Source organism: Arthrobacter sp. 01T419 (assembly GCF_056398865.1).
In genome coordinates, this window is the sequence record NZ_JBFTQF010000001.1 from 746,673 (window position 1) to 772,523 (window position 25,851).

Genomic DNA, 25,851 nt, shown 5'->3' on the forward strand with positions numbered 1-25,851 from the left:
CCTGGAAAAGTTCGTGGTTGCCGCGCGTTAGCGGCCGTAGACGTTCTGGTAGCGGTCGTAGAGGGACTCGATCTGGGCTGCGTCGATCGGCAGTGGTTCGCCGAGCTGCCGGGAAATATGGACCGTCTTGGCCACTTCCTCGCACATGACGGCAGCCTTCACGGCGGAGCGGGCGTCCTTGCCGATGGTGAAGGGCCCGTGGTTCTGCATCAGGACCGCCGGCGAATTCGAGGCCCGGAGGGTGTCCACGATGCCGCGGCCGATCGAGTCGTCCCCGATCAGGGCAAACGGGCCCACGGGAATGGTGCCGCCGAATTCGTCCCCCATCATGGTGAGCACGCACGGGATCGGTTCCCCCCGCGCTGCCCAGGCCGTGGCGTAGGTGGAATGCGTGTGGACGACGCCGCCGACGTCGGGCATGTTCCGGTAAACATAGGCGTGCGCGGCGGTGTCCGACGACGGCGGGAGGCCCGGGTTGCCCCATTCCACGATTTCCTGACCGGTGCACGCGGCTTTCACCGGGGTGCCGTGCAGGTCGGTGACCACCATGAGTTCCGGCGTCAGCTCATCGTAGGACACCCCCGACGGTTTGATGACCATGAGCTCATGGCCCGGGACGCGGGCGGAGACGTTGCCCGCTGTCCAGACCACCAGCTCGTAGCGGGTGAGTTCGGAATGCAGTGCGCACACCTCGGCCCTGATCCGGGCAATGGTGTCCAGCAGGGCGCTCATACGTTCGCTCCCTCGGTGACAAGCTCCGCGGCAGGGTCCGTGCGCGCGTCATCGTGGAGGCGGCGCTGGATTTTCTTGAGCCGGTGCATGACCTCGTTCGCTCCCCTGCCGAAGTAATCGTGGAGTATCCGGTATTCGCGGAACAGTTCCTCGTAGGCGGCGACGTTTTCCGGGATCGGCGTGTAGACCGCGCCGGGTTCGGATCCCATGGCGGCCGCTGCCTCCCGGATGTCCGGGTACTCCCCCGCGGCGACCGCGGCGTGGATGGCCGAACCCAGCGCAGGCCCCTGGGCCGAGCCGATCGTGGAGAGCTGCAGGCCGGTGATGTCGGCGTAGATCTGCATCAGCAGCGTATTCTTCAACAGCCCTCCGGCCACGATGAACTCCTTCACCGGAACCCCGGAATCCCGGAAGGCATCCACGATGGTGCGGGTGCCGAAGGCCGTGGCCTCCAGGAGCGCCCGGTACGTGTCCTCGGGTTTCGTGGCGAGGGTCTGGCCGACGATCACGCCGGACAGCTCGTGGTCCACCAGCACGGAACGGTTGCCCGAGTGCCAGTCCAGGGCGATCAGCCCGTGTTCACCGATGTCCTGGCGGGAAGCGAGTTCCGTGAGGTACTCGTGGATGCCCAGACCTGCCGCTTCGGCAGCCGCGTGGTATTCGGGCGGGACGCCGTACCGGGTGAACCAGCCGAAGATATCACCCACCCCGGACTGGCCGGCCTCGTAACCCCAGAGCCCGTCCACGATCCCGCCGTCGACCACTCCGCACATGCCCGGCACCTCGCGGAGGACGTCGGCATTCATGACGTGGCACGTCGAAGTGCCCATGATCGCGACGAGCTGTCCCGGTTCCACGGCCCGGGCCGCCGGCGCAGTGACGTGGGCGTCAACATTCCCTACGGCGACCGCGATGCCCTCGCGCAGCCCGGTCCATTCAGCGGCTTCGGCCGTCAGATAACCGGCAGCGTCACCCAACCGGCCGATCGAGTGCTCCAACTTGGTGCTGATGAAGTCCTTGAAGTCCGGGTTCAGGGCGGCCAGGAACTCCTCGGACGGGTAGGCGCCGTCCTGGTAGATGCCCTTGTAACCGGCCGTGCAGGCGTTCCGGACGTAGTTTCCGCACATTTGCCAGACGATCCAGTCCGCGGCTTCCACCCAGTGGTCCATCGCGGCGTATGCTTCAGGGTCCTCCTCCAGCAGCTGGAGGCCCTTGGCAAACTCCCATTCAGAAGAAATGAGCCCGCCATAGCGCGGCAGCCAGTTTTCGCCGCGCTCGGCGGCGAGGGCGTTGATGCGGTCTGCCTGGCCCTGGGCCGCGTGATGGCGCCACAGCTTCACATAGGCGTGAGGCCGGTTCGCGAAGCCGGGCAGCTCGTTCAGCGGTGTGCCGTCAGCCTTCACCGGCACCATCGTGCACGCGGTGAAGTCGGTGGCGATTCCGACGACGGCGGCCGGATCGATCCCGGCGTCGCGCACCGCTGCGGGAACCGCGTGACGTAAGACGTCCCGGTAGTCCTCCGGCACCTGCAGGGCCCATTCGCCCGGGAGCCGGGCCGCTGTTTCATCCTGTACATCCGCCAGATCGGCTGGAAGGGCCTGCGTAATGACGGCGTGCGGGTAGTCGAACACGCCGCTTCCCAGTTCCTTGCCGTCCCTGACCCGTACCACCACAGCCCGGCCGGAAAGCGTGCCGTAGTCCACGCCGATGACATAGTGTTCGTTGCCGTCAGCTGTGACGTCCATGAAATCCTCCGAATAACCAGTCCGCCGCTTTGCGGATTCACTCAATTGTGAGCGCTAACAATGCTGTCGTCAAGATGTGTGCCTCGAGACACGAGGCGTCCGGTGCCGGCTCCGCGAAAGAACGCGGTCAGGCGGGGGCGGAGGTGCTTTGGCGAACCACCAGCTCGGGCTCCACCACGGTGGTGCCGATATTGTTCCCGTCTTCGATGCCTTTGAGCATGATGTCGATGCAGCGGCGGCCGAGTTCCTCGAAGTCCTGGCGCACTGTGGTCAACGGCGGCGTGAAATAGCCCGATTCGGGTTGGTCATCGAAACCCACCACCGAGACATCCTGGGGCACGCGGACGCCGGCCTCGTTGAAGGCGCGCAGCAGTCCCAGGGCCATCTGGTCATTTCCCACAAAGAGGGCAGTGGCAGTCCTTTCGCCGGCGAGTTTCCTGCCGATGTCGTAGCCGCTGCCGGCACTCCAGTCCCCCACTACCAGCAGATCATCCTCAAGGCCCGCCGCCCGCAACGCCGCGCTCCACCCTTCGGCCCGGGCGACCCCGTCGATCCAGTCCTGCGGGCCCGCCAGGTGCCCGATCTTGCGATGTCCCTGATCCACCAGGTGCCTGACGGCCAATTCCGCACCCCGCCTCTGGTCCACCATCGCTCCGCCCACCGTGGCGTTGCCCAGCGATCCGACGGCCACCACGGGAACCCCGGGGTTCACTTCGGCCAACGCCAACAGGGTTTCCGAATGCGGCACGATCACCACGATCCCGTCCACAGCCTGGTCCAGGAAATGCCGGACGGTATCAAGAATCGCCTCCCGGCTGACGGTCCGAAGCGCTGCAATGCTGACGAAATAGCCGGCATCCCTGGCAGCCTGCTCGACGCCCAGCAGGGTGTTCGCCGGGCCGTATTGTGCCAGCTCGCTTGCCAGGACACCGATGGTCTGGGAGCGCCGTGTCACGAGGCTCCGCGCGGCAGTATTGCGCCGGTATCCCAACTCGGCGATGGCCGCCTCGACCCGCTCGCGGGTGCCCTTGCTGACGTTGGGGTGGTCGTTGATCACCCGGGAGACGGTTTGGTGCGACACTCCCGCAAGTTCCGCCACATCCTCGAGCCGTGGCAAGCGCCCGCTGCTATTTGTCATGGAGCTATTCTGCTCGACACATGAACGCATCGCGGAATGAGCGAAGCGAGATTGCCAAAGCGTATCCAGCTATCGCGGAGGATAAACCCCGACGTCCGAGACTGACTGCACCGCCGGCGAGGCCTACGGGCACGAGTTTCCTGATCGCAACGCCCTGTCGAAGCGTCACCATCGCGCTTCTAATTTGTCTCGGCGCCCCGTTGACGGAGTGTGACGCAGGTCCCTATACTCGCAGTTACAACGTTGCATTTCTATCGTTGTAAAGATTCGTTCGATTGGCGGTCTACCCGATCGACGACCCCAGAGAGGCATTCAATGAAGAAACTGCTTGCGACGCTCGCGGTGTCCGCCGTGGGCACAGTCCTGGCTTTGACAGGCTGCTCGAACTCCACGAACTCCACTGCAGCCGACGCGTCCGGCCCCGTCACGCTTACTTTCTGGCACGGTTACACCGAGGCCGACGGCAAGGTCCTAGACCAGATCGTCGACGACTTCAACAAGTCCCAGAACACGATCACGATCAAAACCACGACTAAACCGTGGGCGGTAATCGGCGACACTCTGCTCACATCCCTCTCTGCGAAGAACGGGCCAGACATCGTGGCGCTTCCCGCCGAGAACCTCCCGGTCTATGCGTCCAAGGGAGCACTGCAGAAGCTCGATGACTTCTACTCGTCCGCCTCGACCCAGAGCGCATCACTGAACCCGCGGGCGGTCGAGATGGAGAAGATCGGCGGCTCCTACTACGGCGTGCCCACCGGTTTCGTGCCACTGTCCGTCATCTACAACAAGGCCCTGTTCCAGAAGGCCGGGATCGCCACGTTCCCCACTACGTGGGACGAGTGGGTCGCTGACGCCCAGAAACTGACCGTCGGCGCTGACACCGGCACGCCCGGGCAGTACGGGCTCGCGCTTCCCGACCACGCGACCGTGGGCAACGGGGTCTGGGCCAGTCTCTTCTACGGCAACGGCGGCGCAATCGTCGATGGGGACAAGTCCGTGCTCGACTCCCAGGCCAACCAGGAGACCCTCGCCTACTGGTCCAAGGCCGTGCATGACTTCAAGATATCCCCAACAGGCCTGGACGGGATCGCCTCGGACAAGCTCTTCTCCTCCGGCAAGGCCGCGATGGAGATCGGCGGGCCATGGATGGCCAGCGTGGCGAAAGATAACAATATCGACTACGGCATTGCGGCGATCCCGGCAGGGCCGAAGGGCCAGGCGGCATCGGCCATCGGGATCTCGGCTGCTGTGACCTCTCAGGCCGATGCGGCGAAGAAGGCCGCGGCCAGGAAGTTCTTCGACTACCTCCTCACGAAGGACAATGCGGCCAAGTGGTCACTCGGCTCCGGCTGGCCTCCCCTGCGGACTGACCTCCCCGCATCGGCGGTTTCCTCAAACGCGGTCGTGTCCGCCCTCTCAGGCATCGTCAGCACCGCTCGTCCCCTCCTCCCTGGCGTCGCCGACAGCAGCGATGTGCTGACCGCAGTGGACGAAGCGACTCAGAAGTCCCTCAGCGGTGGGGATCCTGCCGCGCTGCTGAAGAGCGCCTCCCAATCTGTCCAGCAGGCCCTCGGCAAGTGATCCTGAGGTGGCCGCCGCGCGTGACGGCGGCCACCTCTCACAGAAAGAACCCCCAATGACCTCTCCCACCCGAGTGCGCACGCCCTACCGGGCTCCGGCTCCCCTCGGCGGACGCCCCTCGAGGCGGCGCGCCCTGCCGGCCAGGGCGTTGCTGTTCATGCTCCCGGCCCTGGTCGTCCTCCTCGCCTTCGTATTCTGGCCGATGGCCTCCGCCCTGCGGCTCTCGTTCACCAACGCCTCCGGATTCGGGATCGAGGAATGGGTCGGCTTCGGCAACTACGCAAAGATCTTCACCGACCACCGCATCCTGGCCACGCTCGGCAACACCGCGCTGTACACGTCGATGTTCACCCCGACCGCCCTGATCGTGGCGCTGGCCCTCGCGCTCCTGCTGAACAACCGGCTCCTGGTCGCGCGCGGGTTCTTCCGCACGGCCCTCTTCCTGCCCTTCATCATCTCTCTGGCCGTGGCTGCCTTCGCCTGGACGTACCTGCTCGACCCGCAGGTCGGCCTCCTGACCTACTGGCTGCGAACGGTCGGCGTCCAGATCGGCAACGTCCTGCAGGACCCCGTGCTTGCCATGCCAACGGTCGTGGCCGTGGCCATCTGGAAGAACTTCGGCTTCTACATGGTGGTCTTCATCGCCGGGCTCCAGGAGATCCCGGAGTCCCTGTACGAGGCGGCGAAGATCGACGGCGCGGGCCCCTGGCGGCGGTTCACCAATGTCACGCTCCCCCAGCTGGGCAACACACTCGCGTTCGTCGTGGTCTTCGCGATGATCGCTGCACTGCAGGCCTTCGACCAGATCTACGTGATGACCGGCGGCGGCCCCTACAGAAGTACGCAATCAGTCGTGATGGAGCTCTACCAGGAAGGCTTCAAGAAACTCGACCTCGGCTTGGCCTCCGCACTGTCCTACGTGCTGCTCGCTGCCACCCTGCTCCTGAGCCTCATCCAGTTCCGCTTCTTCGGACGCCGCGAGAAGGACACCCTCTGATGACCATCACCATGACCAAGGCCCCGGCCGGACGCCGCCGCCCCGGCCGCATCGCGCACCGGTGGCTGCTCGCCGCGGCCGTGCTGGTGCTGACAGCGGTGGTGCTGCTGCCCGTTGCCATCATCGTCTTCACCGCATTCAAGCCCACAGCAGAGATCAACGCCTTCCCGCCGACCCTCGTGCCTGCAAGCTGGACGCTGGAGAACTTCACCCGCATCTTCACCGATCTGCCGTTCGCACGACTGTTCCTCAACAGCTTCCTGTTCGCCGGCGGAGTGACCCTGTTCGCCCTGACCTTCGACTCTCTTGCCGCGTACGCCCTGGCCCGACTCGACTTCCGCGGCAACCGGCTCTTGCTGATCGCCATCGTGGCCAGTCTCATGATCCCGTTCCAGGCCACCCTCATCCCGGTCTACCAGCTCGTGGCACAGCTGGGCTGGGTCAACACCTTCGCCGGACTGATCATCCCGCGCGCCGCGGACGCCTTCGGCATCTTCTTCCTGCGCCAGTTCTTCGTCTCGCTGCCCCGGGATCTGGACAACGCGGCACGCATCGACGGCGCGGGCGAGTTCCGTGTCTTCCGCAGCATCATCCTGCCCAACGCGGTGCCTGCGCTGCTGACCCTGGCAATATTCACCTTCGTAAACAACTGGAACGACCTTCTCTGGCCCCTGGTCTTCACCACGACCCCGGACATGGGCACCATCACCTCCGGCCTGACTCTCCTGACAGGCCCGAGCGGCATCATCCCTTACGGCACCATGATGGCCGGCTCCCTCATCGCCGTCTTGCCGCTGGCGGTCATGTTCCTGATCATGCAGCGCCGCTTCATCGAATCGGTCGCGACGACGGGGCTCAAATGACGGCCGCGCCGCGCTGGTTCGAGGACGGACGCCTTCACTTCGCCTTGGGAATCGAAGACACCTTCGTACCGCAGTCACGGGACGGAGAGCGGGCGATCGACGAGTACGAACTGACCGAGCACTACGAGCAGTACGCCGAAGACTTCGCCCTCGCCGCCGGATCCGGTGCCGAACTCCTGCGCTGGGGCGTGCCCTGGTACCGCATCGCCCCGGAGCCGGGGCAGTGGGACTGGTCCTGGACGGACCGCGCCGTCAACGCTCTCCTCGACGCGGGTCTGACGCCCATTATCGATCTGCTCCACTACGGCACTCCCCTGTGGCTTGAGCGCGAATTCGCCAACCCGGACTACCCCCACCACGCCGCCGAGTTCGCCGAGCGCTTCGCCACCCGCTACGGCGACCGCGTCACCGACTACACACCGGTCAACGAACCTGTGATCCATGCCCTCTTCTCCGGCGAGTACGGCTACTGGCCGCCCTACCTCCACGGCCCAGCGGGCTTCGCGACAATAGCAGCCAACCTCGCCCGCGGGTTCGTCCGCACGCAGCAGGCCATCACGGCCTCCATCGGAGCACGGGCCGCCTTCGTCCATGTGGACGCGGCCATGGGCTTCGTCGGCGACGAGACGGCCCCCGAGCACCTGGAAGAGGCGTCCCGGCTCCGCCACCAAGTGCACCTGGTCGAGGACCTGGTCACCGGCAGAGTCGATGACCGGCACCCGCTCCGGCGGCACCTGACGGCCGCCATCGACGACGCCGAGCTCTCCTGGTTCCGGGAGAACGCCGTGCAGCCGGACGTGATGGGGGTCAACTACTACCCGCGCCATTCCACCGAACTGTTCGAACCCGGTGTCCGCCATGCCGGCGGGTTCACCGACCCCCGCCCCGCCGTCGACCGCGGCACCGAAGGCCTCCGGGACGCAATCGACCTCTACGCCGGACGCTACGGGGCACCGGTGATGATCACCGAAACGTGCGTCACCGGATCCGTGACCGAACGGATCCGGTGGCTGGACGAGTCGGTGGCACTCGCCGAGCGGATTCGCGCCGAGGGAACCCGGCTGGTCGGCTACACCTGGTGGCCCCTCTTTGACATGTACGAGTGGACCTGGCGGCACAGCGGCCGGCCCCGCGCAGACCACCTCCTCACCATGGGCCTGTACGACCTGGCCGAGAATCCCGAAGGACTCCTGCGCCTGCCGAACCCGGTCGCCGCCCGCTACCGACACCATGCCTCCCTGCACCGAACAACGAACCACTGACGGAAGACCCATGCATACAGCACACCTCACCATCCGGCCACAGGCCGTCATCGGCACTATCAACCCGCGGATCTACGGCTCCTTCATCGAACACCTCGGACGGGCCGTGTACGACGGCATCTACGAGCCGGGCCACCCGCTTGCCGACGCAGCAGGCTTCCGCACCGATGTCATCGAGCTCGTCAAAGAGCTCGGCGTCTCCGCCATCCGCTACCCCGGAGGGAACTTCGTCTCCGGGTTCAAATGGGAGGACAGTGTCGGACCAGTTGCGGAGCGCCCGGCCCGGCTCGACTTGGCATGGCACTCCACCGAAACCAACCAGATCGGCCTGCACGAGTTCCAGGACTGGCTGGACCGCGTCGGCAGCGAACTGATGCTCGCGGTCAACCTCGGAACCCGTGGGACCGCCGAAGCACTCGAACTCCTCGAGTACACCAACCTCCACACCGGCACCGCCCTGGCCGAGCAGCGCATCGCCAACGGCCGAACCGAACCCCTCGACGTACGCATCTGGTGCCTTGGCAACGAGATGGACGGACCCTGGCAACTCGGGCACCGCCCGGCCGAAGACTACGGAAAGCTCGCAGCCCAGACCGCCCGCGCCATGAAGCAGTTCGACCCGAACCTCGAGCTCGTCGTCTGCGGCTCCTCAAGCTCGTCCATGCCGACCTTCGCCGAGTGGGAGCGCGTGGTGCTCTCCCACGCCTACGACGCGGTCGACTACATCTCCTGCCACGCCTACTACGAGAACACCGGCGACCTCGGCTCGTTCCTCGCCTCCGGCGTCGACATGGACAGGTTCATCCGCAGCGTCCTCGCCACGGCAGACCAGGTCAAGGCCGTCCGCGGCAGCAGCAAGACGATCGACATCTCATTCGACGAGTGGAACATCTGGTACAATACACGGTTCGAAAACGTCGACAAGATCGAGGGCGTGCGCAACTGGCCCAAGGCCCCACGCCTGCTCGAGGACGTCTACACGGTCGCTGACGCTGTCGTGTTTGGCAGCCTCCTGATCACCCTGCTCAAGCACGCCGACCGCGTCACCAGCGCCTCCCTCGCGCAGCTGGTGAACGTGATTGCACCCATCATGACAGAACCCGGGGGGCCCTCCTGGCGGCAAACCACCTTCTTCCCCTTCTCAGCGACCTCGGCCCACGCCCGCGGCACCGCGCTCGACGTCGCTACGGTCACCGACACATACGAAACAGGCCGCTTCGGCGACGTCCCGGTCGTGGACGCCGTCGCCGCCCACGACGAGGTCACCGGACACTACGCCGTCTATGCGGTGAACCGCTCCGTGGACGGCCCGACAGAAATAGTGGTGGACCTCTCGGCGCTGCCCCACGGAGCGGAACGGTTCGCCGCATCCGCACGGGTGCTCAACGACCCCGACCTCGACGCGGCTAACACTCTCGAAGAGCCGGAGCGGGTCACCCTCCGGAACCTCCCCGTCGTCCGCGACGGCTCGACCCTGCACATCACGCTCCCCCCGGTCTCCTGGGCGGAGATCCTGCTGGAACGCTGACGCAGTCAACCAGCCGATGTCGCGACGGCCCGCGGCGACCGCTCGCGGGCAACCACCCACAGAGGAGATAGAGATGGTTCCATCCGTCACCGCCGCTTCGCGCCCGCCGTCAAAACCCACACGCCTTCGGTTCCGCGCCATCGTCGCGATAGCCGCCACCGGGCTCAGTATGATCGCCTCCGCCATGACGGCGCTCCCCGCGCACGCCGTCACCACGGGCAACGGCTCGCTCGTGTACTCGCCCGCAGCCGGGACCTCCTTCAACCCGGAAGGGGGCAGACCGGCGGGCACCACGTATGCCAAGAACGTCGTCCTGAAGCACAGCGGCAGCGCCAACGGTACCCAGCTGGTGACGTTCGACCAGCTCGTCCTGAACAACAGCAACCAGCAGGTCTACCCCATCTACCGCAGCACCGATAACGGGACCTCCTGGTCGCACATCACCGACGTAGTGCCCAACAACAACTTCCCCCTGCTCAACCGCACGGCGCAGCCGTTCCTTTTCGAAGTCCCCCAGCAGACCGGGAACCTCCCCGCCGGCACACTCCTTCTCGCCGGCATGATCATGCCCCAGGACCGCTCCAGCACTCAGCTGGTCGTGTATAAGAGCTCCGACCAGGGAAGCACCTGGTCCTATCTGAGCACCATCGACACCGGCGGCCCCGCGGTATACGACCCCAGTCCCACCTCGACGACCACCGCGGTCTGGGAGCCTTCGCTCGCCGTCGACGGACAGGGCGGCCTGGTCGCCTACTTCTCCGACGAACGGCAGAAAGCCAACGGTGTACTTCAGGCCGTCGCCTATCACCGCTCCACCGACGGCGGGGCGACCTGGGGCCCCGAAGTCAATGTCTCTGCACCCCCCAACCAGTCGGACCGACCCGGGATGATCACGGTCACCAAGCTCCCGGACGGCCGCTACCTCGCCACTTTCGAAGTGGTGAACCGGCCCTCCCAGACCCAGAACACCGCCCCCGTCTACTACAAGACCTCCCCGGACGGCCTCAACTGGTCCCCGACGACGAGTATCGGAACCCAGATCACCCTGGCCAACGGCCGCGGCATCGGCTCCTCCCCCAACGTCAAATGGGTCCCGACAGGAGGCCCGAAAGGCATGGTGGTGGTCGCCGCCAAGTGGGCCCTGAACGCGACGGGGGCAACGGACGGCGGACAGGACTTCTACGTCAACTACAACCTCGGCGACGGACCGTGGGAACGCCTTCCCATGGCGGTGACCTTTGACAGCACCGACAGCGAGGGAGGCACGTTCAGCGGCTTCGCCCAGAGCATCGACTACTCGGTGGACGGCCGCACCCTCTACCAGGCGACCAACGTCGAGAACCTGACGACAACGTACAACGACATCCGAGTCGGCTCCATCCCCCTGGACGCTCAGCAGTACGAGGCAGAGAAGGCAGCCCGGACATCGGACTCCACGATCGTTAACCACCCCGCCGCCTCCAACGGCGCCAAAGTCGGGAACATCAACAACCCGACCAGCGCCGTGACCTTCACAGTCCGGGTACCCAACGCGGGCAACTACACCCTTAACGTTAGGTACGACAACGGCACCGGCGCGACATCGACCCACAACGTCAGTGTCAACGGTGGAACCTCGCAGGTGATCACCTATGCTCCGACCGTCAACTGGGGCCGCTACCAATGGGCGCAACTGCCGGTCACCCTTAACGCGGGCGTAAACACGATCAGCTTCAGCAAGGGAACATCCTACGCGGAGCTGGACGTGCTCCACGTCTACCAACCGAGCGCGGCCCTGGACACCCAGTTCCGGGTCGTGAATCAGAACAGCAGCAAATACCTTGAGATAACGGGAGCCTTGACCACGGACGGGGCAACGGCAGGGCAATGGGGCGACACCGGAAACGCCTGCCAGATCTGGAACCTCCACGCCGTCCCCCAAGGCATCCAGCTGTTCAACGACAACAGCGGAAAGCTCCTGGAGATCCCCAATGCCCAGACGGCCGATGGCATCCATGCCGACCAGTGGGGACCGACAGGGAACCTCACGCAGGTATGGTCTCCGGCCACCTCCAACGGTACCTGGACCTTCACCAACGCCAACAGCGGCAAATTCCTGGAAATAGCTTCGGCATCCACGGCCGACGGCGCCGCCGCGCAGCAATGGGGACCGACCGGAAACCCCACCCAGCAATGGCGGCTGGTCCGGGAGGGCATCCAATGAGCTAAGGGGGACGGCGGCCGCTAAGCCGCCGTCCCCCTGCATCGCCAACACCAACCAGACATCGCGTCCGCGGTCTAGTCCAGTCAGCTGCCGGCGAGCACGGGCTCGTGAGCAGCTCCGCGTCATGGCTTGTCGATGAATTGACTCACAACTACTGCTTTCAGTTTTCAGCGGGCAAAGCCGCACGCTCGTAAACGATCCGCCCGGCGACGACGGTCGCCGCCGTACCGAGACCAATGAGGTGCTGCGCCGGAATCTCGAAGGGGTCCAGCGTGGAAATGACGACGTCGGCGCGCCCACCTACGCGGATGCGTCCGCCGTCGCCGAGCACGCGCGCCTGGACATCCAAGATCGTGCGGCTGCCCTTGCGCTGCTCTCCGGCCAGAACCCCACCTGGATCTCGCCGTCGGAAAGGTCCCGGTTGAAAAGCATGCTGAATGACGCAGACACCGTGCGCATCTTGGCCCGCAACAAAGACAAGAGACTGCGCTTCAGGATCAGTCCCGACGGTCTAACCGTACTTATCGACTACTTGATCGTCAGCCGGGCGGCCGCTATGCAGGACAAAGACACAACCGAAACCTTCGGCATGTCCGGGGGTGGAGGAATCGCCGAAGGCTACGTCATGGCCGGCGACGCCCGCGCCCGCGTGGACGCACTCGGCATGGTGGAGGACTCCGACGGCAACGACATCATCCACGAGGTGGATTTCAGCGAGCCCTTCGAAGAAGGAAAGGCACCAGTCGCCGCGATCGCCGTGGACCTCATGGACTCTCTCGCCACCCGCGAACGCAGCGCGGGCCGGCGCATCATCGATGGACTTCTCCATTCCTGAGTCCGCAGAAACGGCCATCCCAAGGAGCGGTGTCTGGACGACGCCGTCGTCCTGTGTGCAACCATCAGGAATCCTCTGGTTACAGCAAGCCACATGAAAGGCAGCGACAAGTCCCGCATCCTCAGCCTGCACAAGAAACTCGCCGCCGGCGAACCGGCTCAAGCGCGGCCGACGACGACCGTCACCCGCGCGGCTGCCCCACGGCGGCGATGGACACTCAGATTATTTCATAATATGGAAATCAATTCCCCTATTGTGAAATAATGTGATCGACCTTACCGTATTCATATCCTCATCGGCGAGGATCCCACCAGAGGATTGGTTCAGGTCAATGTCCATCTCCCACGCTGCTGGGCCGAAAGCGAGTTCGGCCACAGCCCAGAGGCACCAGGCGTCTCCGCCGGTTCTCCTCTTGAACAGCTCTGATCGCCCCGGCGGCGTATTCAGACATCTAACGCCGCGGGCAGATCCCCGCAGCTGTCCGGATCATGGGACCCGGTTCTTCTTCCTGGCCCGCTAGCACTTCCTGCCATCCAGCCCCCGTTGCCCCGGCTCTCTGCCCGGGCCCGACAGCGTACACACGGCGGCAGCACCTCACATCAACGGTGCGCTTTCGCGCGCCCGATTACGCATCACTGCACGAAAGGCCTTCTCAATGAGCATGCCCCCAGAAGCAACCCCACAGGCTGACACGGTGAGCCGTCCTCACCACGAACACCACGAACACCACGACCCGATCATGCACCAGCCGCCGGCCACGGCGCTGGGCATCCCGGGACTGCCTCCCACCAGTCCGCGGCTCTACAACCAGGACCTGGCCCCGACCAAGACGGCCGGCCGCCGATGGAGCGCCTACAGCATCTTCACGCTCTGGGCCAATGATGTGCACAGCCTTGGCAACTACGGATTCGCGCTCGGCCTCTTCGCCCTGGGCCTGGGCGGTTGGCAGATTCTGCTGGCACTTGGCGTCGGTGCAGTCTTATTGTTCCTGCTCCTGAACTTCTCCGGCTTCATGGGCCACAAAACCGGCGTGCCCTTCCCTGTGATGAGCCGGATAGCCTTCGGCATCCACGGCGCCCAGATACCCGCCCTTATCCGCGGTGGCGTCGCCATCGTCTGGTTCGGCATCCAGACCTACCTGGCCTCCCTGGTACTGCGAGTGCTGCTAATTGCCCTTGCCCCTGGATTGAAGGGTCTGGACGAAAACTCGATCCTCGGACTCTCCACCCTGGGCTGGCTTACCTTTGTCTTCCTCTGGATCGTTCAGGTTTTCATCGTGAGCTACGGCATGGACATGATCCGCAAATACGAAGCGTTCGCCGGACCCATCATCCTTGTCACGATGATTACGCTGGCCATCTGGATGTTTTTCCAGGCCGGCGGATCGATCGCCTGGTCCACCCATAACAGCCTCACCGGTGGCGAAATGTGGCGCACCATCTTCGCCGGCGGTGCACTCTGGGTCTCCATCTACGCCACGTTTGTCCTGAACTTCTGCGACTTCACCCGGTCCTCACAGTCCAAGAAATCAATCGTCCGTGGCAACTTCTGGGGCATCCCGATCAACATGCTGCTCTTCGGCGCTATCGTCGTCGTACTGGCCGGGGCACAGTTCAAGATCAACGGAACCATCATTGGAAGCCCTTCCGACATCGTGCAGACCGTCCCCAACACGCTCCTGCTGGTCGCCGCGGCACTGGCCTTGCTCGTTCTGACCATCGCCGTGAACCTGATGGCCAACTTCGTCGCACCGATCTACGCGCTGACCAACCTCTTCCCCAAGCACCTGAACTTCCGCCGCGCCGGCATGGCCAGCGCAGTCATCGGACTCGTCATACTGCCGTGGAACCTCTACAACAACCCGACAGTGATCGTCTACTTCCTCGGCGGCCTCGGCGCCCTGCTCGGCCCGCTCTTTGGCGTGGTCATGGCCGACTACTGGCTGATCCGCCGCGCAAAGATCAACGTCCCCGAACTCTTCACCGAAGAGCGGACCGGCGCCTATTTCTATCGCAACGGCTTCAACCCCCGCGCCATCGCAGCGTTCACACCGGCTGCCATCATCTCACTTCTCATCGCCTTCGTCCCGGCCCTCGAACCGCTGTCTGCCTTCTCGTGGTTCTTTGGAGCCGGCCTCGGAGCCATCGCTTACTTCCTGCTGGCCGACCGGAAACAAGTGTTCCATGACGTCTCCGGCGAACCACTGGCCGTCCCCAGCATCCACTGACCGACGTGCTGACCCCCCATGGCGGGACGACCCCTTCGGGGACCGTCCCGCCAACCAGCCGTCGACACCCTCTTGTGGGAAAAACTATTGCAACACGTTGGTCAGTTCAGACGAAGGCGCCTGAATCCGAAGACAAGGAGAGTTTCCATGATTGAAGAACCAATGACATCGATTCAAACCGCTGCACGATTTGACCTGGTCATCCGTGGCCAGCGCATCCTCACCACCGCCGGCATCACCGCCCGCGAAGTCGGCATCCGCAACGGCGTGATCGTCGCGATCGAACCCCTCGGCAACGGGCTCTCCGGCACCGAAATCATCGAGCTCGCCGAGGACGAAACCCTCATCCCCGGCCTCGTGGACACCCACGTGCACGTCAACGAGCCCGGCCGCACCCGGCGTCATGGCCCGAGGGCGTCCCCCTTTTCTACCTCTTGCTCGTGCTGCAGCCAAGCCCGCGCGAGTGCGCTCCGAGAGTCTTGACCGCTCGTACTCAGCAAGCGCCGCAAACATGTTGAAGATGAGTTGCCCATGTGCCGTCGTTGTATCGAGCCAAGGTTCAGCTAGTGATCGAAAACCCACTCGCATCTCGCCCAGAATGCCAACTATCGATGAGAGATCTGCGGTGCTTCTTCCAAGCCTCGTAAGGTCGGTGACCACGAGTACATTCCCTGGTTGCAGGTACTCAAGACACGCCTGCCACTGCGGTCGGGCCTGTGTCACCCCCGATGCGTGCTCTTGGAAGACTTTGACAGCCCCGGCCTCGAGCAGAGCATCTGCCTGGGAATTTACAACTTGATCTTTGGTGCTCACTCTGGCGCAGCCAATGACATTGCCCGATTGCGGCGATACGTCAAAAACCCTCCTGTTGCGATTTTGAGCCGCTTGATTACGGCGACGAGTTTTGACTAAGTCTAGAGAGCAATCTCGTGTCTTTGGTGTCAGTTTCAGAAGTCGACTGCACAGAATGTCAGAAGTTGTCTGCACAGCTGAGGCCCCCGGCCCGGGCTTTGAGTCGTCTTTTATGGCATGGGTTTCGTGACGAGGCGGCTTCGAGACACCGAGTTAGATTGGGACATTTACCTTGCCGTGTTTCTACGCCCTCGTTTTTCGCCCGTGTGGATTGGTTAACATCTCAGCTACGGATGTTAAGGGTCAGCGTAAAGTCAGCTTTCCGTGGCTTGAGTCGGTACTGTTCCAGCACGCCGGGACCACACGCAGCAGTACCTACACCCCGGAGCGCATGGTCAAGATACAAGTAGGTCCGCCCGTCCGCTTTCAAATCCGGGCGGTGGGCCGCTGCATTCAGAACCTTTATGCCGTAGGGCCGGACAGTCAGGGCAAAGGGATCGCCGGAAATCTCGAGCGTGCCGCCTTCCATCTCCAGCGCTGCCGAGCGAACTCCGGACCGTGCCCCGGATTCCTGTGGCCGCGCGTAGTCCACGTCCATCTCTGCAAGGGACAGTGTGAACCAGCCGGTCCGCGCTCCCTGCCCCGTGTCCGGATAGCTCTGGTGGGGGCCTTGGCCGTACCAGCTCACTGTCGATGTCTGTTCAGCGAGCACGAGTTCCAGTCCAATCCGCGCCCATTCCACTTCAATGCCTTGGTTGACCCATTCGCCGTCGGGGCGGACTTGGGTCCGGAGCGCAACGGTCTCGCCGTCGCTGGTCCATGTGTAGTGAACCAAAACCCCGTATTGTTTGTCGGCAGCGCTCACGCGGGTGCGGACCGTCAGGGCTTCTCCGCCTTCCGGCTTCGCCTCCGCGCTGATGCCCAGCAGGCGGGCATGGAGCAGGTTCACCCTGGCATCCGTCCACTGCGTGGCGAGCGGGCGATCATCGCTGCCGCCCCATTCCCGTCCGAGGTCGTTGTCGGTGGGGGCCCACCATAACGCGAGGCCCATCTTCTCCACCGGGATGCCATGTATAGAGGTGGGCATGCCGTCGGTACGGCTAAACACTACGGGGCCCAGCTGAAGTTCAGCGTCTTGGACGCGGACCGATTCAGTCGACCGGGGCATTGCCGCTGCACTTAGCCCATGAACCGCTTGCCCCCACGCGATTTCGTGCCCAGCTGATGCCCATGTTGAATCAGCGGCGAGGACTGCACTGACAGTGAGTACCGCCGGCCGGCCATCAGGCAGTCCGGCAGCCAAAGAAGCAACACTTTCCGGGAGCCGCACAAATGCCTCGGTCTGAGGGGCAACGGATGTGACGTTCGCTTCCCCTGTGTGGAGTGTGCCGCCGTCGGCTTCCACTACGTAACGGAAGCTGTAGGCGCCCGTGTCCGCGAAGTCATGGCCGTTGCGGATGGTGAAGCCGGACCAGTCGGCGGACACGGTGATGCGCAGTGGTTCGATGACCTTTTTGAAGTCCAGAAGACCGGGCCTCGGGTTACGGTCCGCGTCCACTAGCCCATCGGTGACAAAGTTGCCGTCGTGGACTTCCTCACCGAAGTCCCCGCCGTAGGCGTAGTACTCATCGCCGTCCGTGGAAGCGACGGTGATGCCGTGTTCCAGCCATTCCCAGACGAAGCCGCCCATCAGTCGGGGGTACTTTTCGAAGAGCTCCTGGTACTCGCTCATTCCACCGGGGCCGTTGCCCATGGCGTGCGCATATTCGCAGAGCACAAAAGGCAGGCCCCGGCGTCGGGCGTCCAACTCGGCGTCTTCCAAGGAAGGCTCGATTCCCTGCCCGATCAGGGCTGTTTCCGCTTGGCTGGCATACATGCGGGAGTAGACGTCAACGTGCGCCGAGGACCAGTCGCCCTCGTAGTGGATGGGACGCGACGGGTCGCGGTCCTTGGTCCAGCGTGACATGGCCGCGAGGTTCCTGCCGGTGCCGGCTTCGTTGCCGAGTGACCACATGACCACTGCCGGGTGGTTCTTGTCCCGCTCCACAGTGCGGCGCATCCGGTCCAGCAACACGGGTTCCCATCGGGGGTCATCGCTGGGGTTCTGGGCCCAGCCGGCGCTCTCAAAGCCGTGCGTTTCCAGGTCGCATTCAAGCACGACGTAGAAGCCAAGCTGGTCCGCAAGCGCCAGGAACTCCGGGTGCGGCGGATAATGGGACGTTCGGATGGCATTGATGTTGTGCTGCTTCATGAGCCGCAGCTCGGCTTCCATCACGTCGCGTGGAACCACCCGGCCGAGGCGGGGATGGTGCTCGTGGCGGTTCACGCCGCGCAGCAGGATCCGGCGACCGTTGACCTTGAACTGCGCGTCCTCGATGGCAATGCTGCGGAAGCCCACCTGGAGGGACACCGTCTCACCTGCCGAGCTGACGGTTGCGTCGTAGAGCCGGGGCACCTCTGCGGACCACGGCTCGACGCGGGGGACGCCCACTTCAGTGCCGGCGGAAAGTTCCAGGTTCAGTTCCGGAACGCGGACGACAGCGTCGACCGCTCGTCCGCCCCGGCTTGCCTCCACTTTGAGCGTTCCCTCCCCGCTGAAGTGGTTGTAGTCCGCGTGGACAAACACGTCGTCGATGCCCTCTGCCGGCCGGGCCTGCAGGCTGACGTCGCGGAAAATCCCAGGGAGCCACCACATGTCTTGATCCTCCACGTAGCTGGCGGCCGAGAACTGGGCGACGCGCACGGCCAGGGTATTCTCCCCTTCCTTCAGGACTCCGGAGACATCGAACTCGTGGGCAAGCCTGCTGCCGCGAGTAGTGCCGAGCTCCACTCCGTTCAACCACACCGTTCCCGCGGACTCAATGCCGTCGAACCGCAAAAGTGCATACGGAAGGAACTCAGGTCCTGCCTCAAAGACCAGAACGTGGTCTCCAATGGGGTTTGCCTCCGGCACATGTGGCGGCTCAACGGCGAACGGGAACTGGACGTTGGTGTACGCGGGTGCGCCGTGGCCATGCATGGACCAGCTGGACGGAACCGGCAGGCTTTCGAATCCGTGCAGCTCCCTTCCCAGCTGCCACCCGTCATCAGGCGCCGTCCGGATTCCCGCGCTGAGGCGGAACTGCCACTCCCCGTTGAGCGACACCCTTGGCACGTCACTGAGCAGGTATGCGCGCGCGGGCAAGGTCCCGGTGCTTGGCTCCAAAGCGGACAGCTGCCGCACGCCCTCCGCGCCAAGCTCAAGGCTGGTGGAGGGCAAAGCTGCTTCCGGGTTGCTGCCACTGGCGGCGGATGGAGACTGAACTGGCATGGTTTCCTTGCTTTCATCGGGTTTATGGCGGGTTGCAGGAGGGCGCTGCGCTTGTCAAGGCTTCGGCGTGGACGCTCACGTTCGACTGCTGCTCATTTTGATTAGGCGTGATTACCGCTCCCCGAGTCACCTTGACAAAGTGGCGGACGTCACTCATTGTATGTATCGATACAAGTTTTGGGAAACGCTCGTCAGCGCGGACGGAGGTGAAAGATGCAATACCAGTTTGACAGCAGGTTCCGGGGGTCGGATTTTGACGCCGGCCCTTCACCACTGCGCTGTCGACTCACGCTCGATAACGCGAACGGTACTGACGAACTCTCTGGGGGATTGGTTGGACGAGTCACCGGAAATCCTTTGCACAAGCAGTTTGACTGCCATTCTGGCCATTTCGGCTCCGTCCGGGTCAACGGTGGAGAGGGAAGGGGTGCTGTACTCACCCTCCACCAGGTTGTCGAAGCCGATGACTTTCACATCCTCAGGGACACGGAGTTTGGCCTCGTGGAGGGCGCGGAGTGCGCCAAGCGCCACGGTGTCGGTGGCACAGAACAGTCCGTCGAACCTGACACCCGAGTCTATGAGACGGTCCACGGCTTCGTGTCCGCCTTTCAGCGTGAATTCATTGATCGTAACGTGCAGCGAGGGGTCGTGCTCGATCCCCGCTGCTGCCAGCGCCTGCCGGTAACCTGCGTAGCGGAGCGAAGAAGCGTCCGGATCGGACCCTATGGGGCCCATGACGCCGGCGATCCTGCGGCAGCCGCGCTCGATCAAGTGTGCGGTGGCGGCCTGCGCGCCTTCCACGTTTGCCATCGCGACGTGATCGACAGGCCCGGAGAAAATGCGTTCGCCAAGGATCACGACCGGGTAGTCGACACGCAACATGTTGGCATCCCCGGCGCTAAGACCGACAGTGCTCAGGATCAGCCCGTCGTACATCCGGTTCCGGGACAGCGCAAGCGCATTGATTTCGTTTTCCTTGCTACGGCCGGTCTGCTCGACGAGGACGCGGAGGTTGTACACGGCGGCTTCCTCGATGACCCGCGTAGCGAAGTGTCCCCAGTAGGGGCGGTCGAATTCCGGGACCGCGAGTCCAATGGTGAAGGTCCGGCCGGCGCGCAGGTTACGGGCGGCGTGATTGACACGGTAGTCCAGTTCTTCCATAGCCTTGACTACCTTGGCCCGCGTGCTGCTTTTCACATGGGGGTGGTCGTTAAGGACGTTGGAAACGGTCATCGGCGAAACGCCGGCCGCCCTGGCCACATCCTGGATGGTTGCCATCTTCTTCCTCAATCCGGGGACATTCGACCTGTCCTCCGATCAGCCTACGTCAAAGCCTTGTATCGATCCACAATTTTTGTATCGATCCATACTAAAAGGAGAATCTTTTGAGCCACTTCGATATTGGAGATCCTGCTGTCCCGGCCCTTATTGAGGGCTATTACGCGGACCCCCACCTCTGTGTCTTTGACGGCAGGTTCTATCTGTACCCAACTACTGATGGCAGCGACGCCTGGGGCGCCAACTCCTTCCGGGCATTCTCTTCCCCTGATCTGATCGAGTGGACCGATCACGGCGTCGTTTTCTCGCTGCCTGAACACACCCTCTGGGCGAGAGAGCATGCGTGGGCTCCTGCTGTCGTGGAACGGGGCGGCCGCTATTTTCTTTACTACACCGCGGAACAGGAAAGCATCGGCGTGGCCGTGGCCTCGTCCCCGACCGGCCCTTTTGTGGACCTGGGAAGGCCGCTGATCGCGCAGGGCGATTTCCCCGGCCGGGCCATCGACCCAAACATTTTTATCGACGACGACACCGCCGCCTACCTGTGCTGGGGCAATGGCATCGCCCACTCGGTGCTCTTGAACGAGGACATGATCTCATTCAATCCTTCCGGGGTGATTTCCTGGATTCCGACGGGCTTTCGCGAGGCGGTCAACCTGCACCGGCGAGGGGATACCTACTACCTCTCCTGGTCGGAAAACGATACCCGCGACGAAAACTACCGGGTCCGCTATGCGACCTCCACCAGTCCCTTCGGGCCCTGGACCGATCGTGGCGTGCTCCTGGAAAAAGCTCCCCTCCGGGGCATCCGGGCCACCGGGCACCACTCCATCGTCAGGATTCCGCACAGCGACGAGTGGCTGATCGCCTATCACCGCTTTGCCATTCCCGGGGGGACCGGGTACCGCAGGGAACTTGCAATCGACCCATTGGTTCACACCGACGACGGCCTGCTCGAAAAGGTCGTCCCCGGCCGCGAACCCATAGTGAGGGACCTGGCCCGTTATCGCGCTAAGTCCGAAAACGCATCAAACTAACACTAGAAAGGCACCTTCCATGCTTCATCACACAATCGTCTCCCGCCCCCACCGCACAACTTTCCTGCGGCTGACTGTTCTCGGCACAGTACTCGCGGCCGCGACTGCCCTGACGGGGTGTTCCGGTTCTTCCGGGGGTTCCGGCGCGGACAACACGGTCAGTTTCTACTCCTGGGACAACGAAGCGAGCATGAAGCCGGTCCTGGACGAGTTCAAGAAAGAGAACCCCTCGATCGATCTCAAGGTCTCCTATGGCACCCCGGTCCAGGGCTACATTTCCACCCTCCAGACCCGCATCAACAGCGGCACCGCGGCAGACGTGTTCATTATCACCGCCGAGAACAAGACGGAAATCATGAACGGAGGGTTCGCCAAGGATCTCAGTGCGGAGCCGTGGATGGGCAACATCGCTGATGCCGCGAAAGCCACCTACACGAAGGACGGAAAAGTGTACGGCGCAGCAACCGCTTCCTGGGGCGGCGGGATCCTCTACAACAAGGACCTCCTGGCCAAAGTCGGGTTCATGAACCCGCCAGAGACGTGGGATGACTTCCTGGCGCTGTGCAAGAAACTCAAGGACGCCGGCATCACCCCGTTCTACGAGCGCGGCGAGGAAATCCCAACGAGCCTGGCGGCACTCGTCGGACTGCAGAACCAGGCCGGCGGCGGCACCATGGACGCCGACATTTGGGCCGGCAAGACGTCCTTCGCCAAGACCTGGACCAAGCCACTCGAGGAGTGGTCAAAGCTGTTCAGTCAAGGGATCGAATCAACGTCGGTTGCCGGACTGACAGCGGACCAGATCACTGCCGAATTCCAAAGGGGCTCCGTGGCGATGATCGGCACCGGTTCGTGGGCGCTGGGCAGCATCCAGAAGGCAGCCCCGGACTTGAAAATGGCGTTCATGCCCGTACCCGGTGACTCGGGAACGTATTGGGCCGGAGCAGTCTCCCCCGGATACGCGATCAATGCCAAGACTGAACATGCCAAGGCGGCCGAAAAGCTTGTGGAGTTCCTTCAGAGCAAGACCGGCGTGGAGCTGTACCAGAAGCAGACCGCGGCGATCACGACGACGAAGGACTTCACGCCCCAGCTGGACCCCGCTTTGTCCTCGATGGTCGCGGCAGTGCGTGATGGGAAGTTCTACCTCCCCCAGGTTACTTGGCCCACCAACTCGGCTGCGCTGAACAGCGAGACCGTCTCCCTGCTCCAGCAGCTCATTCAGGGCCAGAGTACCCCGGAAAAGGTTGCATCGGGGCTCGACGCGAAGCTTGCCTCGCTCCAGGGCAAGTAGCACTCCCCGGGGGCCGGCGGAGAGTAACCGCCGGCCCCTCCCCAAAGAAAGGCATCCCTATAGTGGCACTCTCCACAACACCTGAATTACGGCCGGTACGGACGACAAACGGCAGAAACAAGACGCTGCCCCGGAAACGGGTGGACCGGCTGTCCATCACATCGTGGGTCTTCATGGCCCCTATAGCGGTGGTCTTCGTGGCGCTCTACGTGGTTCCAATGACCCAGTCGCTCTACTACAGCTTCACCGACTTTAACGGCTACGTCAGCAACCCCAAGTTCATCGGCTTTGACAACTACACCCAGCTCTTCAAAGACCCGTCAATGCTCTCGGCCCTCGGATACACCATCTTCTACGCCGTCTCCACCACCATTCTGGTCACCGTGACAGCGATCCCCCTCGCACTGACTCTCAACCGGAAATTCTTTGGCCGCAACGTGGTCCGCTCAGCCTTCTTTTTCCCGGCTGTTCCCAGCGTCGCCATCTTGGGCCTGGTGTGGGGCTTTATCCTCAATCCGCTGGGCTCCGGCGTCCTGAACAGCATCATCCACTCGCTCACCGGGCTCGGTCCCATCGCCTGGCTCTCCGACAGCACGCTCGCCCAGCTCTCAACAGTAGCCGTTACGGTCTGGGCTCAAACGGGCTGGCACGCGGTGCTGTATTTGGCCTACCTTCAGGCGATTCCCGCCGACTACTACGAAGTCTCAAAAATCGACGGGGCGAGCAGCTGGCAGAGCTTCCGCTACATCACCCTCCCGTTGCTGGTTCCGGCCATGGCCGTCAGCCAACTGCTGCTGATGACCAACGGCCTGAAAGTCTACGACCTGCCGTTCACCCTCACTCGCGGCGGCCCAGGTTTCTCCACCAGATCCCTCACCCAGTCCCTGATCGAGGACGGCATCGCCCAGTCACGCGTCGGGGCCGCCTCAGCCCTCGCCGTCCTCTTCCTCATCGTCGTGGGCCTCGTGGTGCTGGGCCAGATGGCCATCTCAAACGCACTCCAAAGGAAATACTCATGACCAAGAACCGGCACGTCCTGACTTCCGTGCTCATGATCACGCTTGCGGTCCTCATGAGCGTCCCGTTTTACTACATTGTCGTCAACACCTTCAAGACACAGGAGGAGACCGCAAACAGCCCGCTGGCCCTGCCCAGCCACTGGATTTTCGATAACTACATCACGGTGTTCGAAGGCACCCCGATCGTCCAAAGCCTGATGAACACCATCTATGTCACGGCTATCTCGATCTTCCTGATGCTCGCCATAGGATCGCTTGCCGCGTTCGGTCAGATCACCGATCGAAGCCGCGTTTCGCGCATCGTCGGGGCAGTCCTGCTCGCAGCCTTCATCATCCCCGGGCAGGCAACGCTGGTGCCCTTGTACCGGATGCTCGTCGGCGTACACCTCGTGGACTCCCTCAACGGGCTCATCGTGATCTACGCCTGCGGCTCCATCTTCTGCTACTACCTGATCCTCGGCTACATGCGGACGATTCCGGCCGAGGTCCTCGAAGCAGCCAGGGTCGACGGGGCCGGACCTTTCCGCATCTACTGGATGATCGTCCTGCCCCTCATCCGGCCCATCCTGGTCACCGTCGGCGTATTCCAAACCATGTGGGTCTGGAACGACTTCATCACACCAAACGTATTCATTAGCTCAGAAGAGAAACAAACCCTCGTCCTGCAGGTTTACTCGGCGGTGGGCCAGTTCACTACAGACTGGCCGTCCTTTATGACCCTGACAGTCATCGTCCTGCTCCCGATGGTCCTGTTCTTCGTCTTCATGCAGCGGCACATCGTCAGCGGGCTGGTCAGCGGAAGCGTCAAGGGATGACCATGCACCCAGCCGGCTACCTCTTCGCCTACTTCACCACCGCTGCGGAAGCGGACGGAGAACAGGTACGTTTCGCCCTCAGCGCCGCCCCCGACCCACTGGAATGGAAGGTCCTCAACGGCGGCCGCCCGCTCCTGTACTCCACCGTAGGCGAGCAGGGTGCCAGAGACCCCTTCCTGCTCCGTGCGGCCGGCCTGCCAGGCGAGAGAGCACGCTACTACCTCGTGGCCACCGACCTCTGCATCGCCAGGACCGACCCGGCAACCGCCTGGGAGGACTCGGTCAGAGCGGGAAGCGGCTCGATCGTGGTCTGGGAAAGCAACGATCTGGTCTCATGGACAGCCCCGCGGCTCGTTGAAGTCGCCCCGCCAAATGCGGGCAACGCCTGGGCCCCGGAAGCAATCTTCGACAAGGCCAGCCAGACCTACCTGGTCTACTGGGCCTCCACCCTCCACTCCCCCTCGAATAATCTGGCCCACAGCTCCTACCACCGGATGCTCTGCGCCAACACCACCGACTTCAGAACCTTCACTCCTGCACGCGTCTGGATCGATCGTGGATGGTCGGTCATCGACTCCACCGTCGTCGAAGCCGACGGATGCTTCTATCGCTTCAGCAAAGACGAACTCTCCGCCGATTCCTCCTCCCCGGACGCCAAATTCATAACCGCCGAACGCTCCCACACCCTGGACAGCCAGCAATACTCCGTCATCGCAACCGGCATCGGGAAGAACGAACTCGTGCACGGCGAGGGGCCGATCATCATCCGCGGCCCAGACCCCAGCTCGTGGTTCCTCTTCATCGACGAATTCGGCCTGCGCCGGTACACCGCCTTCACCAGCAACTCGCTCACATCCAGCACGTGGACTCCGGTAGCGGCGGCTATGCCCCCGGGGGCCAGCCACGGTTCAATCCTGGCTCTCACCGCCCAGGAATACTCGCAACTCGAACTCCTCGCGGACCATTAGCCCTACTCCCCGCGCCCGAGGGACTGTCTGAATAACGGTGTGTGAGGTCCGGCCTGATCCGAAAGGAGACGGCCGTGTCAGAGTCCACGACCGCAATGACAGGGGTGATGATCGATCCTGTGACGGGAGAGATCATCGATCAGAAGGAGCTTGCGGAGCGGTTG

Annotated in this window: 19 protein-coding genes and 2 pseudogenes; 14 read left to right on the top strand and 7 right to left on the bottom strand. The window is 63.4% G+C overall.

From position 1 onward, the window contains the following. Positions 1 to 27 precede the first annotated feature (27 nt). The 3 genes from AC1DLO_RS03505 to AC1DLO_RS03515 form a co-directional block, all read right to left on the bottom strand. The gene (locus AC1DLO_RS03505) at positions 28 to 732 is read right to left on the bottom strand and encodes an L-ribulose-5-phosphate 4-epimerase (protein WP_184740468.1); all 705 of its coding nucleotides are present in this window, start codon (positions 730 to 732) and stop codon (positions 28 to 30) included. Next, on the bottom strand, positions 729 to 2,477 hold the full coding sequence (gene araB, locus AC1DLO_RS03510; RefSeq protein ID WP_476914395.1) for a ribulokinase: 1,749 nt from the start codon (positions 2,475 to 2,477) through the stop codon (positions 729 to 731). The genes AC1DLO_RS03505 and araB overlap by 4 nt, the downstream gene beginning before the upstream one ends. Positions 2,478 to 2,604: 127 nt before the next feature. Next, positions 2,605 to 3,615: a LacI family DNA-binding transcriptional regulator gene (locus tag AC1DLO_RS03515; protein ID WP_476890839.1), complete on the bottom strand. Its 1,011-nt coding sequence runs from the start codon at positions 3,613 to 3,615 to the stop codon at positions 2,605 to 2,607. Positions 3,616 to 3,930: 315 nt separating this feature from the next. On the opposite strand from AC1DLO_RS03515, the gene AC1DLO_RS03520 reads away from it, so the two are divergent. The 6 genes from AC1DLO_RS03520 to AC1DLO_RS03545 all read left to right on the top strand — a co-directional run bounded on the left by AC1DLO_RS03520 (position 3,931) and on the right by AC1DLO_RS03545 (position 12,052). Further along, a complete protein-coding gene (locus AC1DLO_RS03520) occupies positions 3,931 to 5,199 on the top strand; it encodes an ABC transporter substrate-binding protein (protein ID WP_476890840.1) in 1,269 nt (422 codons plus the stop codon). 55 nt (positions 5,200 to 5,254) lie between these two features. Next, positions 5,255 to 6,196 (top strand): carbohydrate ABC transporter permease, encoded by a 942-nt coding sequence (locus AC1DLO_RS03525; protein WP_476890841.1) that lies wholly within the window; start codon positions 5,255 to 5,257, stop codon positions 6,194 to 6,196. Then, on the top strand, positions 6,196 to 7,059 hold the full coding sequence (locus tag AC1DLO_RS03530; RefSeq protein ID WP_476890842.1) for a carbohydrate ABC transporter permease: 864 nt from the start codon (positions 6,196 to 6,198) through the stop codon (positions 7,057 to 7,059). The genes AC1DLO_RS03525 and AC1DLO_RS03530 overlap by 1 nt, the downstream gene beginning before the upstream one ends. Beyond that, positions 7,056 to 8,321: a family 1 glycosylhydrolase gene (locus AC1DLO_RS03535; protein ID WP_476890843.1), complete on the top strand. Its 1,266-nt coding sequence runs from the start codon at positions 7,056 to 7,058 to the stop codon at positions 8,319 to 8,321. Before AC1DLO_RS03530 ends, AC1DLO_RS03535 begins: the two co-directional genes overlap by 4 nt. A 10-nt stretch (positions 8,322 to 8,331) precedes the next feature. Further along, entirely contained in the window at positions 8,332 to 9,849 is a 1,518-nt protein-coding gene (gene arfA / locus AC1DLO_RS03540; RefSeq protein ID WP_476890844.1) for an arabinosylfuranosidase ArfA, read from the top strand. Positions 9,850 to 9,922: 73 nt separating this feature from the next. Next, positions 9,923 to 12,052, top strand: coding sequence for an RICIN domain-containing protein (locus AC1DLO_RS03545; protein WP_476890845.1), 2,130 nt, complete (start codon positions 9,923 to 9,925; stop codon positions 12,050 to 12,052). 160 nt (positions 12,053 to 12,212) lie between these two features. Here the strand turns inward: AC1DLO_RS03545 and AC1DLO_RS03550 are convergent, their stop codons facing one another. After that, on the bottom strand, positions 12,213 to 12,401 hold the full coding sequence (locus AC1DLO_RS03550; RefSeq protein WP_476890846.1) for a hypothetical protein: 189 nt from the start codon (positions 12,399 to 12,401) through the stop codon (positions 12,213 to 12,215). A gap of 81 nt (positions 12,402 to 12,482) precedes the next feature. Here AC1DLO_RS03550 and AC1DLO_RS03555 point away from each other — a divergent pair, with 81 nt between their 5' ends. The 3 genes and pseudogenes from AC1DLO_RS03555 to AC1DLO_RS03565 form a co-directional block, all read left to right on the top strand. After that, on the top strand, positions 12,483 to 12,887 hold the full coding sequence (locus AC1DLO_RS03555) for a hypothetical protein (RefSeq protein WP_476890847.1): 405 nt from the start codon (positions 12,483 to 12,485) through the stop codon (positions 12,885 to 12,887). A gap of 739 nt (positions 12,888 to 13,626) precedes the next feature. Beyond that, positions 13,627 to 15,114 carry an NCS1 family nucleobase:cation symporter-1 gene (locus tag AC1DLO_RS03560; RefSeq protein ID WP_476890850.1) on the top strand — a complete coding sequence of 496 codons (1,488 nt, stop codon included), beginning with the start codon at positions 13,627 to 13,629 and terminating at the stop codon, positions 15,112 to 15,114. A gap of 162 nt (positions 15,115 to 15,276) precedes the next feature. Further along, positions 15,277 to 15,522 (top strand): annotated as a pseudogene (locus tag AC1DLO_RS03565) (allantoinase AllB); the annotation flags it as partial. A gap of 78 nt (positions 15,523 to 15,600) precedes the next feature. On the opposite strand, the pseudogene AC1DLO_RS03570 reads toward AC1DLO_RS03565, so the two are convergent. The 3 genes and pseudogenes from AC1DLO_RS03570 to AC1DLO_RS03580 form a co-directional block, all read right to left on the bottom strand. Beyond that, positions 15,601 to 16,101: pseudogene (locus AC1DLO_RS03570) on the bottom strand (recombinase family protein); the annotation flags it as partial. Positions 16,102 to 16,249: 148 nt separating this feature from the next. Continuing rightward, positions 16,250 to 19,276: a glycoside hydrolase family 2 TIM barrel-domain containing protein gene (locus tag AC1DLO_RS03575; protein ID WP_476891853.1), complete on the bottom strand. Its 3,027-nt coding sequence runs from the start codon at positions 19,274 to 19,276 to the stop codon at positions 16,250 to 16,252. A 267-nt stretch (positions 19,277 to 19,543) separates the two neighbouring features. Continuing rightward, entirely contained in the window at positions 19,544 to 20,554 is a 1,011-nt protein-coding gene (locus tag AC1DLO_RS03580) for a LacI family DNA-binding transcriptional regulator (RefSeq protein ID WP_476891854.1), read from the bottom strand. Between the two features lie 107 nt (positions 20,555 to 20,661). Between AC1DLO_RS03580 and AC1DLO_RS03585 the strand changes: the two genes are divergently transcribed. The 5 genes from AC1DLO_RS03585 (at position 20,662) to AC1DLO_RS03605 (ending at position 25,687) form a co-directional block, all read left to right on the top strand. After that, complete coding sequence (locus tag AC1DLO_RS03585; protein WP_476891855.1) at positions 20,662 to 21,591, top strand: family 43 glycosylhydrolase; 930 nt, start codon at positions 20,662 to 20,664, stop codon at positions 21,589 to 21,591. Positions 21,592 to 21,610: 19 nt separating this feature from the next. After that, complete coding sequence (locus AC1DLO_RS03590; protein ID WP_476891856.1) at positions 21,611 to 22,885, top strand: ABC transporter substrate-binding protein; 1,275 nt, start codon at positions 21,611 to 21,613, stop codon at positions 22,883 to 22,885. 173 nt (positions 22,886 to 23,058) lie between these two features. Beyond that, entirely contained in the window at positions 23,059 to 23,904 is an 846-nt protein-coding gene (locus AC1DLO_RS03595) for a carbohydrate ABC transporter permease (RefSeq protein WP_476891857.1), read from the top strand. After that, complete coding sequence (locus tag AC1DLO_RS03600) at positions 23,901 to 24,719, top strand: carbohydrate ABC transporter permease (RefSeq protein ID WP_476891858.1); 819 nt, start codon at positions 23,901 to 23,903, stop codon at positions 24,717 to 24,719. Before AC1DLO_RS03595 ends, AC1DLO_RS03600 begins: the two co-directional genes overlap by 4 nt. Further along, entirely contained in the window at positions 24,716 to 25,687 is a 972-nt protein-coding gene (locus tag AC1DLO_RS03605) for a glycoside hydrolase family 43 protein (RefSeq protein ID WP_476891859.1), read from the top strand. The genes AC1DLO_RS03600 and AC1DLO_RS03605 overlap by 4 nt, the downstream gene beginning before the upstream one ends. Positions 25,688 to 25,851 lie beyond the last annotated feature (164 nt).